At 32.8% G+C, this 14547-nt stretch carries 11 protein-coding genes and 1 pseudogene; 11 read left to right on the top strand and 1 reads right to left on the bottom strand.

From position 1 onward, the window contains the following. Window positions 1–447 precede the first annotated feature (447 nt). The gene (locus tag HYG85_RS07160) at window positions 448–2238 is read left to right on the top strand and encodes an L-fucose isomerase (RefSeq protein WP_212692898.1); all 1791 of its coding nucleotides are present in this window, start codon (window positions 448–450) and stop codon (window positions 2236–2238) included. Here the strand turns inward: HYG85_RS07160 and HYG85_RS07155 are convergent, their stop codons facing one another. Continuing rightward, a complete protein-coding gene (locus HYG85_RS07155) occupies window positions 2239–3084 on the bottom strand; it encodes a helix-turn-helix transcriptional regulator (RefSeq protein WP_212692897.1) in 846 nt (281 codons plus the stop codon). It abuts the gene before it with no gap. Between the two features lie 177 nt (window positions 3085–3261). On the opposite strand from HYG85_RS07155, the gene HYG85_RS07150 reads away from it, so the two are divergent. From HYG85_RS07150 to HYG85_RS07105, 10 genes and pseudogenes are all read left to right on the top strand, one after another. After that, a complete protein-coding gene (locus HYG85_RS07150; protein WP_212692896.1) occupies window positions 3262–4380 on the top strand; it encodes a uroporphyrinogen decarboxylase/cobalamine-independent methonine synthase family protein in 1119 nt (372 codons plus the stop codon). Window positions 4381–4785: 405 nt separating this feature from the next. Further along, complete coding sequence (gene ltrA / locus HYG85_RS07145) at window positions 4786–6288, top strand: group II intron reverse transcriptase/maturase (RefSeq protein ID WP_244971266.1); 1503 nt, start codon at window positions 4786–4788, stop codon at window positions 6286–6288. 267 nt (window positions 6289–6555) lie between these two features. After that, the gene (locus HYG85_RS07140; protein WP_212692895.1) at window positions 6556–7089 is read left to right on the top strand and encodes an RNA polymerase sigma factor; all 534 of its coding nucleotides are present in this window, start codon (window positions 6556–6558) and stop codon (window positions 7087–7089) included. Next, window positions 7079–7843 (top strand): hypothetical protein, encoded by a 765-nt coding sequence (locus HYG85_RS07135; RefSeq protein WP_212692894.1) that lies wholly within the window; start codon window positions 7079–7081, stop codon window positions 7841–7843. The genes HYG85_RS07140 and HYG85_RS07135 overlap by 11 nt, the downstream gene beginning before the upstream one ends. An 11-nt stretch (window positions 7844–7854) precedes the next feature. Then, window positions 7855–8757: an ABC transporter ATP-binding protein gene (locus HYG85_RS07130; protein WP_212692893.1), complete on the top strand. Its 903-nt coding sequence runs from the start codon at window positions 7855–7857 to the stop codon at window positions 8755–8757. Further along, window positions 8757–10013 carry an ABC transporter permease gene (locus HYG85_RS07125; protein ID WP_212692892.1) on the top strand — a complete coding sequence of 419 codons (1257 nt, stop codon included), beginning with the start codon at window positions 8757–8759 and terminating at the stop codon, window positions 10011–10013. The genes HYG85_RS07130 and HYG85_RS07125 overlap by 1 nt, the downstream gene beginning before the upstream one ends. A 145-nt stretch (window positions 10014–10158) precedes the next feature. Next, window positions 10159–10636, top strand: a pseudogene (msrA, locus tag HYG85_RS07120) (peptide-methionine (S)-S-oxide reductase MsrA). Between the two features lie 218 nt (window positions 10637–10854). Next, window positions 10855–12294 carry a hypothetical protein gene (locus HYG85_RS07115; RefSeq protein ID WP_212692891.1) on the top strand — a complete coding sequence of 480 codons (1440 nt, stop codon included), beginning with the start codon at window positions 10855–10857 and terminating at the stop codon, window positions 12292–12294. An 18-nt stretch (window positions 12295–12312) separates the two neighbouring features. Continuing rightward, a complete protein-coding gene (locus HYG85_RS07110) occupies window positions 12313–13491 on the top strand; it encodes a glycoside hydrolase family 88 protein (RefSeq protein ID WP_212692890.1) in 1179 nt (392 codons plus the stop codon). A 111-nt stretch (window positions 13492–13602) separates the two neighbouring features. After that, complete coding sequence (locus tag HYG85_RS07105; protein WP_212692889.1) at window positions 13603–14430, top strand: AraC family transcriptional regulator; 828 nt, start codon at window positions 13603–13605, stop codon at window positions 14428–14430. Window positions 14431–14547: the final 117 nt, after the last annotated feature.

Genomic DNA, 14547 nt, shown 5'->3' with positions numbered 1-14547 from the left:
TTTTGAAGTAAAAGCAACTAGCTGTAAAAATCTTTTTTATCATTATATATGATTTTTTTATGTATTCTATGGTTATTTATTAGTGTGTTAAAAACTTAAGGAATTGCAAGTGTCGATATTATTTTTAAATTAATGTAAATTATTTCTAATATAAATAATATAATTAGTTGAATAAATGACTTGATAAAATAATAAAAAGATTATATAATAAAAGAAAACGATTACTATATATTGAGTAATTGATTTCTTTTATTTTTATATTAACTAGTGTATGACATATATTTATGTGTCATATAATGGAGCAAAGTATATACAAAAGATGTATATTCTTATATTTTTTGTATTTATAGTAAACGATTACTATGTTTGTTTCATATTAATTACAATCTGTATACAATCCCTTTATAAAAGGGGTTAAGGTTAATAAATTTTAAGGAGGAATATTTTATGACAGGTACAAATAGGTTACAAGGCAGAATGCCAAAGGTAGGAATTAGACCAACAATTGATGGTAGACGTAACGGGGTTAGAGAATCCCTTGAAGATCAAACAATGGATATGGCAAAAAGCGTTAAAGAGTTTTTAGAAACGAATCTTCGCCATCCTAACGGTTTACCAGTAGAGTGTGTTATCGCTGATACAACTATAGGTGGGGTAGCTGAATCAGCAAAATGTGCTGATAAATTTGCAGCAGAAGGAGTTGGAGTATCTATCACTGTAACTCGTTGCTGGTGTTATGGAACTGAGACACTTGATATGGACCCATCAACACCAAAAGCTGTCTGGGGATTTAACGGAACTGAACGTCCAGGAGCAGTATATCTTGCAGCAGCCTTAGCAGGTTATGACCAAATCGGTATTCCAGCATTTGGAATCTATGGAAAAGACGTTCAAGATGCAGAAGATACAACAATACCAGAAGATGTAAAAGAAAAATTATTACAATTTACAAAAGCAGGATTAGCTGTTGCTAACATGAAAGGCAAATCATATTTATCTCTTGGAAGTGTTTCAATGGGAATCGCAGGTTCTGTAGTTAATCCAGCATTCTTCAAAGATTATCTTGGTATGAGAAACGAATATGTTGATATGTCTGAATTCATTAGACGTATGGATAATAAGATATATGATCCAGTTGAATACGAAAAAGCTATCAAATGGGTAAAAGAAAATTGTGTTGAAGGTGAAGACCGCAACGACAAAGAATTGATACATACTAGAGAGCAAAAAGACCAAGAATGGGAAACTGTTGTTAAGATGACTCTTATCGCAAAAGATTTAATGGTTGGTAATCCTCGTCTAGCAGAGTTAGGTTATATTGAAGAATCATGTGGACATAATGCAATAGCTGGTGGTTTCCAAGGTCAAAGACAATGGACAGATTTCATGCCTAATGGTGACTTCATGGAAACAATCCTTAATTCATCCTTTGATTGGAACGGTATCAGAGAAGCATTTGTATTCGCTACAGAAAATGATTGCTTGAATGCTGTACCAATGTTATTTGGACATCTGCTTACTGGAACAGCACAGATATTCTCAGATGTAAGAACTTATTGGAGTCCTGATTCTGTGAAACGTGTAACAGGAAAAGAATTATCTGGAAAAGCAGCTGATGGAATTATCCACTTAATCAATTCAGGTTCTACTACTCTTGATGCAACAGGACAACAATCAAGAGATGGAAAACCAGCAATGAAACCATTCTGGGAAATTACTGAAGAAGAAACTAAAAAATGCTTGGATGTCACTACTTGGGGACCAGCAAGCTTAGGATACTTCAGAGGCGGCGGATATTCTTCAACATTCAAAACAGATGGTGAAATGCCTGTAACAATGGCAAGAGTTAATATGATAAAAGGTCTTGGACCAGTTCTACAAATAGCAGAAGGTTATACTATTGACCTTGATAAAGACATTCATGATGTACTTAACATGAGAACTGACCCAACTTGGCCAACAACTTGGTTTGCACCAAACTTAACAGGCAAAGGTGCTTTCAAAGATGTATATTCTGTAATGAACAATTGGGGAGCTAACCACGGAGCTATAAGTTATGGACATATCGGTGGTGACCTTATCACACTGGCATCTATGTTGAGAATACCTGTAGCTATGCACAATGTACCAGAAGAAAGAATCTTCAGACCTAAAACTTGGGGTGCATTCGGACTCGACGATCTACAAGGTGCAGACTACAGAGCATGTAATAACTTTGGACCAGTTTACGGTAAATAATCAAGACCATATTTGTCTATACTTCAGAGGGGTTATCCCCTCTATTTTTTTGAAATACTTTATGAAGTGGCTGACACTCTCAAAGCCTACTGACAAACTTATCTCGTGGATTCTCTTATCTGAATGAATCAACAAAACTTTTGCTTCTGATAATTTCTGAAGTAATATATACTCGTAGGGACTATAGCCTGTCACATTCTTGAATTTTCTTATCAAATAAGATTTACTTACTCCAACAAACTTACATAAATCCTCTAACTGAATATTCTTACTAAGGTTCATCTTAATATAAGATATCACTTCATCAATAATATCCTCTTTGACAGTATCATATCCTTCTCGTATGCCTGTCATTATAATACTACTCATTATATTAACTATATGCTTAGAAAACAGCATATCCATATTTCTATCTTGACTATCAAAAAGACTAAGTACAGCAAAAATCATATTCCTTATACTATGGTCTCTATCTTCAAAAACAGGTCCCATCCTATGTAATATCTCCTGCACATAAGCTTTACTTTGACACCCATTAAAATGAATCCAAACCATATTCCAGAGATTCTGTTCATCTGAATAATATATCTGATGTTCTGAACAATCTATTATAAATCCTGTATTCTCAGTCAACTTATAATGCTTGTTCCTATAATCCAGATATCCAATCCCTTTTATTGTCAACAATAATAACATTGTATTATGATTATTACGATCTGTTCTATAATCAGGAGAACAATTGAACTGTCCACCAGATTGTAGTTCATAAAATATAGAAGAAGCTCTCCTACTAATATAATGATGCTTAGACCAAGAGGTGTTCTTTAAACCATATAAACTTTCCATCTTCAAGACTCTCCTTCTTTATATTCCATATTTTTAAATGTATCAATTTATTAATAATAACAATAGGTTCAATATTATTATATTTTTATATCATTTAGTATCATGAAATACCCCTTGGTATATATTATAATGCATATTATAGATGATTGTAAACTAGTTATTGTAGGAGGGAATATTATGCAATTAAAGCCTATAAAGGATAAATGGAAAGGAACTATGACCGACAGAGAAAGATTCAATAATCAAATGCACTACAAACCAGTGGACAGATGTTTTAACATGGAATTCGGTTATTGGGATGAAAACTTTGAACAATGGAAACTATTCAAAGACAATAATATCACCAGCAACGAACAAGCAGACATCTTTTTCAACTTCGACAAATTTGCTTGTATCAATGGAAATACATGGATGAGTCCTGCCTTTGAATGTAAAATCATTGAAGAAAGAGAAGCAACCAATATATTAATTAATGGAGATGGACTACTGGCAGAAATACCAAAAGACGCTCACGATACCATACCTCATTACATTAAAGCAACTATTGTAACCCCCGAAGACTGGAAAAAGTGTAAAGAAGAGAGATTTCGAAGAGATGACCCAAAAAGAATCATTGATATAGAATCACTAATAAAAGAACACCCTAATGATAGAGATTATCCTCTAGGAGTCAATTGCGGCTCCATGATCGGCAAAATACGAGATATGTTAACTTTTGAAGGATTAGCCTACGCTTGCTACGATTATCCAGACATGGTTGAAGATATGGTAGAAACATGTTGTCTACTAGTAGAAGATTTTCTTGATCAAGTATTACCACACTTTGATTTTGACTTTGCATCTGGCTGGGAAGATATCTGCTTCAAAAACGGACCAATAGTATCAGTACCATTCTTTCGAGATATAGTAATGCCAAGATATAAAAGGATAAAGAAAAAATTAATGAAATATGGAATAGACCTCTGGTACACCGATTGCGACGGAGACGTTAGACCGATCCTCCCATACTTACTAGAAGGAGGGATTAATTGTCTATTCCCCTTTGAAGTTAACGGCTGTTCACACCCAGGAGAATTACTGGACCAATACGAAGGACAACTACGAATAATGGGCGGATTCGATAAAATGCAACTAGGCGCAGGAAAAGAAGCTATCAAAGCATATATGGAAACCCTAGTCCCATATGTTGAAAAAGGTGGCTACATACCATTTTGCGACCATAGATGTCCACCTAACGTTAAAGAAGAAGATTACTTATATTATCTAGAACTAAAAGAAAAAATGTTCGGCTTATAAAACTCTATTAATAAAAATATAGTTCACTTTCAAATAGCAGTAGATAGATGAATACACATCTATCTACTGCTATTTAAGTGCGCCCAGCATGGGCGCAATCTTAAGGGTTAAAGTCCCTAGCATGTCCTAGTAGTGGAAAGTGCATAGCCTAAGACAAGGGTGTCGTGAGTGATTGCGAATCTGAAGGAAGTCTGAGGGCAAATCTCTGGTCTGACGAACAGAAATCACATAAAAGGCATCTTTTGTGGATAAGACTGCTTAACAAGTCGAAGTCCAATAACTACTCAAAAACAAAAGATGTAAATGTGGCAGATAGATGGAGAGGAAGATTGCGCTCTTACCTGGGGAGATCTGATAGATAAGTTGTGGAAATGAATGTTGAAATAACAACCCATACAGTGATGTATGGCTGAACTATCAGAAGTCAGCAGAGGTCATAGTACTAAGTCATGCTATAGAATGACTAGGAAGGACCGAACGATAGGAGGTTTTGAAGAATTGAAAGAAACAGAGAAATACGTTAAAAGCAGACAACTTCATAAAGAAGACTATTCTCTAGAGAGTAAAGTGGAACTGGATGGTAAAGAGAAAGTGCATAGTATTTCACTGACGTCTGATAGGAAGCAAAACGACGAAAATGTATATACTAGTGCGTTATTAGAAAGAATTCTTGACAAAGACAACATGAACGAAGCCTTTAAAAGAGTCAAGAAAAATAAAGGAAGCCATGGAATTGATAAATTAACAGTAGATGAACTTCTAACTTATTTACAAGAACATGGTGCTGACTTGAAGGAATCGATACTAGAGGGGAAGTATATTCCCCAACCTGTTAGAAGGGTAGAAATACCAAAAGACAATGGGAAGAAAAGGCAATTAGGCATACCAACAGTAGTAGACCGAGTTATCCAACAAGCAATAGCCCAAGTGTTAAGTCCAATATTTGAAGAAATATTTTCAGAATATAGCTATGGATTTAGACCTAATAGAGGCTGTCATGATGCTTTGAAACAATGTAAAACATATATTAATGATGGTTATAGATATGCAATAGATTTAGATTTAGAGGCATATTTTGACACAGTTAACCATGATAAGTTAATAGGATTAATCTATAAACAAGTCAAGGATGTTAGAGTTATAAGTTTGATAAGGAAATATCTACAAGCAGGTGTTATGAAAGATGGTGTCATCAGTAAACCACCAAAAGGTGTGCCTCAGGGCGGAAATTTATCGCCATTATTGAGTAATATCATGCTAAATGAGTTAGATGTGGAATTAGAAACAAGAGGTTTGCGATTCGTAAGATATGCAGATGACTGTAATATTTATGTGAAAAGTTTGAAAGCAGCACATCGTGTCATGGCAAGTATCACAAAGTTTATTGAAGGAAGACTCAAGTTGAAAGTGAATCAAGAAAAAAGTAAAGTTGGTAGACCATGGAAACTGAAATTTTTAGGCTATTCATTCTACTGCGTAAAAGGTGGAGTGGATTTTAGAGTACATGAAAAGTCAATACGAAAGTTGAAGGAGAAAATAAAGTATCTGACAGGCAGAAGTAGAATAGGAAATATAAAAGCAACCTATATAAAAATTAAACAAGTGATAGTAGGTTGGATTAACTATTTTAAACTGGCAAAAATGAAAGATAAAATGCGACAATTGGACGAATGGTTAAGAAGTAGACTTCGCATGTGCTATTGGAAACAATGGAAGAAAATCAAAACCAAGTATAAGAATCTTAGAAAACTAGGTATTGATGAAGGAAAAGCATGGGAGTTTGCAAATACAAGAAAAGGTTATTGGCGAACAGCCCATAGCCCAATCTTATCAAAAACCATAACTAATGCAAAGCTAAAGAAATCAGGATTAGTGTCTTTAACTGAAATATATGCACAAGTATGTTAATTCTTATTGAACCGCCAAGTACCGAACGGTATGCTTGGTGGTGTGAGAGGTCGGTCATTCAATTAATGAATGACCCCCTACTCAATTATATTAATACCCTAAGTTATACTAGCCTAGTTTGGCGAAGTGAACCATTGATAATGAGAAGAGAGTATGATAGCCTAAAATCAATGTAAATCATTTTAACAGAAAATAAATTATAAAAAATAAAAATTCTTTCACACATTTTGATAGTCTATACCGTTATAAAGAGTAGGAGGTGATTATGTGCTCCAAAAAAAGCTGATGAAATTAGCCCAAGAGCAAGATGCAAATGCACTAACTCAAATTATTGAAGAACATTATGATATGATATATCGCTATTGCTATAAAAAAGTTGGAGATAGTTTCGTTGCCCAGGATATTACGCAAGATACTTTTTTGCGATTTGTAAGTAATATTGATACCTATTCAAATTGTGGTAAGTTGAAAGCGTACTTATATACAATAGCTAGAAATTTATGTAATGACTGGTATAGACAAAAAAAACCAGTTCTATTAGACGAAAAAACTGAAATCCTAGACTTTTCAACTATGAATAGTTTAAATAAAGTGATAGACAACATCAGCTTAAAACAAATGATCAGTAAATTACCTTCTGCACAACAAGAGGTGATAATTCTACGATATGGGGAGGATTTGAAGCTACGAGAGATAGCGGACATAACAGGAACCACAATTTTTGCTATTCAATATAGATTAAAGGCAGCATTATCAAAATTAAAAAAATTAGAGAAGGAGGGTTATTCACTTGAAAAATAATATTGAAACACGCTTACGGGAAGTTTATAGAGATGTACCACCGGCTCCAAGGGCTGATGGAATGTCAAATACAATAATTCAAGGGAATAAAATACTTCAAGCAACAGAAAGTCAAGTATCGTTTCTGCAATTTTTCTTTAGACAATTTGGTTTTATAAGAAAGAAAGTATGGTTTTATCAAATTGGTATTTTATTGATATGTTGTATTGGTTTGTTTTTCCTATATGACAGTTCAGAAATTATTGCTATATTATCTGCTGCTTCGCCTTTGATTGTATTATCCAGCATATCGGAAATATCCCGTTCATATGTATATGAAACAATGGAAATTGAGATATCAACTCGATTTTCTTTTAAGCAGTTGATGATTACAAGAATTTGCATAATAGGGCTAATGGATATATTATTCCTGACGATTCTTATGGTAATATCAGGATTGCAATTATCCATAGGAATATTCTCGGTGATAATTTATATTTGTGTACCGTTTTTATTAACATGTTTTGCCTGTTTATGGGTATTGAATCATTTTAAACAAAAGGATTGCAATTATTATTGCGTGGCACTTGGTTTATTTATTTCATTTGCCTTAGGAATGATCTCATATAGGTATCCGTCAATATATGAGGTATCTGCAATCTGGTGCTGGGTAATTTTGTTTATTATTGCTTTCATAGGTGTAATGTTAGAAGTGTTTAAAATGATAAAAAACTGCAAAAACAAAATGAATGAGCATTATTTATGCAACATATAGGAGGAAATTCAATGGAATTAACACTTGATAGACTTACCAAACAATTTGGTAACAAGATAGCTATAGAACGATTATCTACAACATTAAAACCAGGTATATATGGACTTTTAGGAGCCAATGGGGCTGGGAAAACAACGCTAATGCGTATGATATGCGGTGTTTTAACTCCCACATCAGGTGAAGTTTTACTTGATGGCAACAGCATAGATGACATGGGTGAAAGCTATAGAAATTTGCTCGGGTATCTTCCACAGGATTTTGGGTATTACCCAGATTTTACTGGGAAAGAATTCATGCATTATATTGCTGCATTAAAAGGAATTAATAAACGAAAAGCAAAAATACGAACAAAAGAATTACTAGAATTTGTTGGATTGACTGATGTGGCTAGTAAAAAAATACGTACATTTTCAGGGGGAATGAAACAACGTTTAGGAATTGCTCAAGCAGTACTGAATAATCCTAAGATATTGATATTGGATGAACCTACAGCTGGTCTTGATCCAAAAGAGCGTGTGCGTTTTCGTAACTTGATCTCTAATTTTTCCAAAGATAAGATTATTATTTTATCGACTCATATTGTATCGGATGTTGAGTACATAGCTGATAAAATATTAATGATAAAAAAAGGTACATTGCTTATGACTGGAGCAGTTGACGAGCTTATAGCCATTGCAAATGGAAATGTATGGAGTTGTATCGTTCCACAAAATCAAGTAGAACAATATGAAAGTCAATATTGCGTTGGTAATTTACATCATAATGGTAAAAATGTAGAGTTGCGTATCATTGCAGAAAATAAGCCCGTAAGTGGAGCAAAACCAGTAGAAGCAACTTTAGAAGATTTATACCTTTATTATTTTCAAGACCAACAAAGTGGTAAGAGCCCAGAAAAGAAAGCAGGTGGAAAATAATGATAATGCTATTTAAGTTTGAATTGAAGAAAATATTTCGACGCAAATCATCTTTCGGTGCTTTGATTGGTGTACTCCTATATGTTTTACTATTAGCGATTGTGTTTGTATCTGAAAACTCTTATGTTGACCAAAATGGTAATGAGGTAAATGGATTATCTGCTATTAACTTAAAAAAAGAGCAAATGCTAGTTTGGGAAGGCAGCTTGACAACGGATAAATTGGATTCAGTTCTTACTAACTATCAAACAATATGTAATAATAAAGAGAACTATGTTTCAGATGGTAATGGTGGCTCTTGCATCAGCGATGAAGCTTATGGAAAGTATCTTCAAAAGGACCAAGAAGTTGCTGATCTCATTCGCAGAGTATTCTCCGGTGCTAATAACTATGATTACTATATTCTATCCAGTCTATCCAGTGAGGATATGAGTAGATTTTATGAGCAAAGATATGATTTAGTCAATGATATCTTGAACATGAATTATTCCTATGGAAAATATTCAGATGCAGAAAAAGAATATTTTTTGCAATTGAACAGAAAAATAGATACTCCTTATCATTTTGCCTATACGGATGGTTGGTTTGACATACTTTCCAAAGGTCTAGGAATATTAATGTTGGTAATTGCTTTTGCAGTATGTGTATGTATTTCTCCGATATTTGCTTCCGAATATAAGAGCGGCGCTGCTTCTATTATTTTATCTTCACGATACGGAAAAGGAAAAGTTATTACAGCAAAAATACTTGCATCCACCTTTTTTACCACAATTGTATATTTTGGTGGAATATTGATTTTTACATTGTTGATGCTATGTTGCTATGGAAGTACGGGATGGAATGCTAACCTGCAGATTATTTCACTAATCGCCCCTTATCCTCTGACAATATTTCAAGTCTATCTATATGGATTAATTATTGGTTATGTGATAAACCTTGCTGTAATTGCATTAGTAATGTTACTGTCTTCGCGTATGAAAACATCTTATGCTGTTATTATTGTTAGTGCATTGTGTCTTTTTGTTCCTCTTTTTATACCAAACAGCAAAACCAACTTGTTAATAAGGCAAATCACATCCCTCTTACCAGCAAATGCCATGAACACCTTCCTTGTTTTCAGCGTATATGATGTTTACAATTTTTTTGGAAGACTTGTTTCACTTCCTGTGGTTATTGTGGTTACATCAATTCTCACTATAATAATTACCTTACCATTTACCTATAGAGGATTCAAGAAATATCAAGTTGCAAAATAAAGTTCCCTTATCATCTTATTGACGGAATAATAATTAACCGATACAATAATAATAAAAGTGATGGACGTATTAAAAGTTAGTTATATACTCAATTATTTTATAATAACTTGTATAATAATTATTATTTTCGAGAAAGGATATTATTATGAAGACAATTGTATTTGCAGGTGGTTGTTTCTGGGGAGTTGAAGCGTATTTTAATCTACTGGATGGTGTGACATTTACAAAAGTCGGTTATGCCAATGGTAATGTAGTAAGTCCAACTTATGAACAAGTCTGTACTTCTACAACAGGACATTATGAAGCTGTATATGTTGAGTATGATAATAGGTCTTGATAAGTTGTTGGGAGCTTATTGGGAGATTGTAGAACCTACTGTTAAGGATAGGCAAGGACCAGATATTGGTTCACAATATGGTACTGGAATTTTTTATACCGATGAAGATGATAAAAAGATTATAGAGGAATCTAAAACAAGGGAACAGGAAAAATATGATTTACCTATCGTTACTGTAATTGAACCCTTAAAAAATTTCTTCAACGCAGAACAATATCATCAAAAATACCTTGATAAAAATCCTAATGGATATTGTCATATTCCATTAAATAAATATAAAGATTAATCAACAATAGTAAAAATGTGTTAGTCTTAATTCATCAATTTCTAAAATATCATAAGAATAAAATTAAAATAAATAGGATAATATTTTTTAAGTTTATAATGAACCCTAAATGTCAATTATTTAGGGTTTTATTTTGTTTACCCTGATTCTATAATTTAGTTAATTAGTAAATACTAAAATAACATAATTAGAAACGAACTAATCAGAGGTGATTAAAAATGGTTGAAAATAGCAATATACAGGTAGGTTCTCTTGGTAATTGGATAAAATCTTGGGTACAAGAAAGTGGAGCGATTTATGGTTTTCATAATCATTCAGTATGGGGAAGTAATCCATATAGATTACAAGACTTTACTTCAGGTCATAGTACCTTTGCATCTCCTTTCTTAGCAGGCTTATCTTACGCACTTTCAAAAAAGATGAATGATGAGGGAAAAGCTTTATTAGACAGACTTATCCAATATCAAGCTACATCATTCCAAGAAAATAATCAGTACAAACACGTTGGATTTCAAGTAGGAGAAACTCTACAAAGTGGATTAATACATAATGCTGTAGCCAATATCTCCTTGGGCTTAACTGCTTTTAATGGAAAATCCTATCTAAGCGAAGAAAAATTAGAATTAATAAAAAAAGCAATATTAAAAAATCTGCTTGGAACATATGGATGGGGTGGAGGAAGACCTTCACAAGACAGTTGTTGCAATCAAGATTATGCAAGGATCTGGAGTAAATTGATATTCCAAAAAACTTTTAATGACAAACGTTACGAAAAAGAAATACCAGAAGATATTGATTTCATGATAAAGAATTTCCATAGAACAGGTTTCCCAGATGAGGAAAGCGTGGCTACTTATAGAAATATTTGTTTCGAACAAAATGATGTTGTTGAACCAGCAGAATATTATGGATTAATGATATGTCCTCTAATAGAAGCCTATGAACAATATGGAGAAAAGAGATTTCTAGACCAAGCTATAGCCATATGTAATCAGATTATTAGGTCATCTTGGGTAGATGATAATGGAAAAAGAAGATTCCATAAAATGTGGTTCAAAGTAAATGGTGAGTGGGCAAAATTAGATGACCCTATGTTAATTGCTGGTATGGGTATGAACCTGTTAGGAATGAAAAAATGTCTGCAGTATCATGACAGCAAGGATTTAAGAGATTTCATTAATGAATGTAAAGAGACTTATTCCTTCTATCAAACCAAAAGAGGGTATTTTGTATCAGCCACTGGATGGAAAGCAGAAGCAGATATTGCACCTTGTACAGCTTGGCATGCTCATGATTTCATGTATCTAGTCGAAGAATTAGATTCTATTGACGACAGCTTTTGGATGGAATTCAATCAATCATATAATAAGACCTCTGCACTATTAGGTGATAATTGTATATGGATTGAAGATAATACTCATTGGGCAATTAAAGATTACTATTCTAACGGATTGTATACGGTTTTAGGAAGAAAGGACAGCAATAAATTCGGAGTTGACATGGGGTGGATTCCAGGAAATAGAAGTCTAGATAATAAATATACATTTACAGATGCACCAGTATTTGTAAAAACTAGTAAAGAAATATTAGTTATTAATGATTCTGAAAGAGAATTAGATATAGATTCCATAATTAATTTACCCATAAGGGGAAAATAATAAAAAAGGAGTAGAGCCATGACACAAGAGAAATTAATCCAATTAAAAAAGCTATGTATAGACAAAACAACAAACAATATGAACATAATCAAGAATGATTTAAGAGAATATTCAGCAAGTGAAGACGGAAATTACTTTAAAGAAATGTCTCTAGATAATAAATCTTTAGATTTATCACATATATTTGTATGGACACCTTCTTTTTACACTGGAATGGCTTGTTTAGCTTATCAAGTTACTGATAGACCAGAATATCTAAAATGGCTAAATGGTTTTTATGATGAATATCATGATAAAGTATTTAATACACCTATGGATACAATGCATGACCTAGGCTTCTTATATACTCCATATTCTGTTGCATTATATAAATTAACAGGAGATGTCAATCACAAAAAAGTAGCCATAAAAGCAGCAGAAGAACTGGCTAAGAGGTTCATGGTAAAAGGTAATTATATCAGGGCTTGGGGAAGAGTTGATGATAAAATACCTGAATATGTATCAGAAGAACTCTCAAAAAACCATTTTTTCACAGAAAGTAAAGGGTTAGCCATAATTGACAGTATGATGAATATACCATTATTATATTGGGCGACAGAAGTTACTGGCAATATGTATTTTGCTAATATTGCTAATGCTCATGCTGATATGACGCTAAAATATTTTATTAGGGATGACTATTCAGTTTATCATGCATATAGATTTGATGAGAAAACAGGAGAACCAATCGGCGGAACTAACTATTGCGGTTATTCTGATGAATCCTATTGGGCAAGAGGTGCAACATGGGCAATATATGGTTTTGCCATAGCTTATGGTTATACACATAATGAGAAATATCTTGAGGCTTCCAAAAAGCTTGCAGAGAAATATATAGAGAACATAAAAGAAACAATTGTACCTGTATGGGATTTTAGATTACCAGAAGGGGAAAAACAGGCTAAGGATACATCAGCAGCAGCAGTAGCAGCTTGTGCTTTTATAGAACTAGCAAAATATGACGATAATGAAGAATTATTGGAATGGGCAGATAAAATTATTAATAAGCTTTCTGAGGAAGAATATATGAACCAAGATACTGATTGCAGCGGTATCTTAAAACAATCAAATGGTAGAGAATTATATTGGATCTGTGGAGATTACTATTTTATGGAAGCAGTGTGCAAAAGGCTTAATAATGTGGAGATGTTTTGGTAATTAGAGTTGGTGGTAGAGTATGATTATATAGAGAAGATTAGAGCTGTCTCATAACATTTATGATACAGCCTAATTTTTATTCAAGAACAAAGAATGGTTAGGTGATAATAGATGATAACTAAAAAAACATTAGCTAGAGAAATTCTTTCCAAGTTAGTTGTTGAGGTAATTCATGCAGAATATTATCAATGTACAAGTATTTGGGGATATACTAATCAAATTAATAATTGTAATAAATTATATTTAATCATGGATGGAGAAGGATATGGCAAAATTAATGATATTGAGTTTCATGTTTATCCTGGGCAATTAATTTTGATACCTTCCAATAGCTCTCATTCCTTTCATAGTTATCATGGTAAGGATATAACTAAATACTTTTGCCACTTTAAAGCTAAAACTGGAGATTTAGAACTATTTGAATTCTTGAAAAGTCCATATTTATTAACAGTATCTGATAACAAAAGTCTTATAGAATTATTTGAGCAGTTAATTTCAAATTTCACAAGCGATGATTATATGGGAGTATTACGAGAAAACTCCGTATTATTACAAATGATTCTATTCTATCTTGAACATATTCCAAATGATGAAATTGAGATTGTAGAGACTAAATCTACAGAAATATTATCCAGTGTAATTAATTATATAACCAATAACCTATCCAAAAACATTAATATAATTGATTTAGCCGAATTAGTTTATTTACACCCTAATTATTTTATAAGATATTTCAAAAAACATATGGGAACTTCACCAAAGAATTATATTAATAAGCTGAAATTAGAGAAAGCAAAAGAATTACTATTAACTACAAAATTGAGTATTGTAGATATATCCAAAGAAATTGGTTATTCTGATTCATGTTATTTCTCTAAGTATTTTAAAAAGATCACAGGTTTTACACCAACTGAATTTCGAGATATCAAGAATATCTAAAAATATAAAAGTTAACATAAAGATCAATCTATCCATAACTTCACTGCGTAGATCTTTGAGAGGTTTCTCATATAATCAATTATACTAAGACATTATCATAAATCAATCATAATAGAA

It is taken from the genome of Vallitalea guaymasensis, from assembly GCF_018141425.1.
Classification (GTDB): domain Bacteria; phylum Bacillota; class Clostridia; order Lachnospirales; family Vallitaleaceae; genus Vallitalea; species Vallitalea guaymasensis.
Note: the sequence above shows the minus strand (reverse complement) of the source record. Positions and strands in the feature narration are given on the sequence as shown.

Bases quoted from the DNA above. Each gene is read 5' to 3' on its own strand.
- HYG85_RS07160 (WP_212692898.1), top strand. From the start codon at position 448: ATGACAGGTACAAATAGGTTACAAGGCAGAATGCCAAAGGTAGGAATT.
- HYG85_RS07155 (WP_212692897.1), bottom strand. From the start codon at position 3,084: ATGGAAAGTTTATATGGTTTAAAGAACACCTCTTGGTCTAAGCATCAT.
- HYG85_RS07150 (WP_212692896.1), top strand. From the start codon at position 3,262: ATGCAATTAAAGCCTATAAAGGATAAATGGAAAGGAACTATGACCGAC.
- ltrA (WP_244971266.1), top strand. From the start codon at position 4,786: ATGGCTGAACTATCAGAAGTCAGCAGAGGTCATAGTACTAAGTCATGC.
- HYG85_RS07130 (WP_212692893.1), top strand. From the start codon at position 7,855: ATGGAATTAACACTTGATAGACTTACCAAACAATTTGGTAACAAGATA.
- HYG85_RS07125 (WP_212692892.1), top strand. From the start codon at position 8,757: ATGATAATGCTATTTAAGTTTGAATTGAAGAAAATATTTCGACGCAAA.
- HYG85_RS07115 (WP_212692891.1), top strand. From the start codon at position 10,855: ATGGTTGAAAATAGCAATATACAGGTAGGTTCTCTTGGTAATTGGATA.
- HYG85_RS07110 (WP_212692890.1), top strand. From the start codon at position 12,313: ATGACACAAGAGAAATTAATCCAATTAAAAAAGCTATGTATAGACAAA.
- HYG85_RS07105 (WP_212692889.1), top strand. From the start codon at position 13,603: ATGATAACTAAAAAAACATTAGCTAGAGAAATTCTTTCCAAGTTAGTT.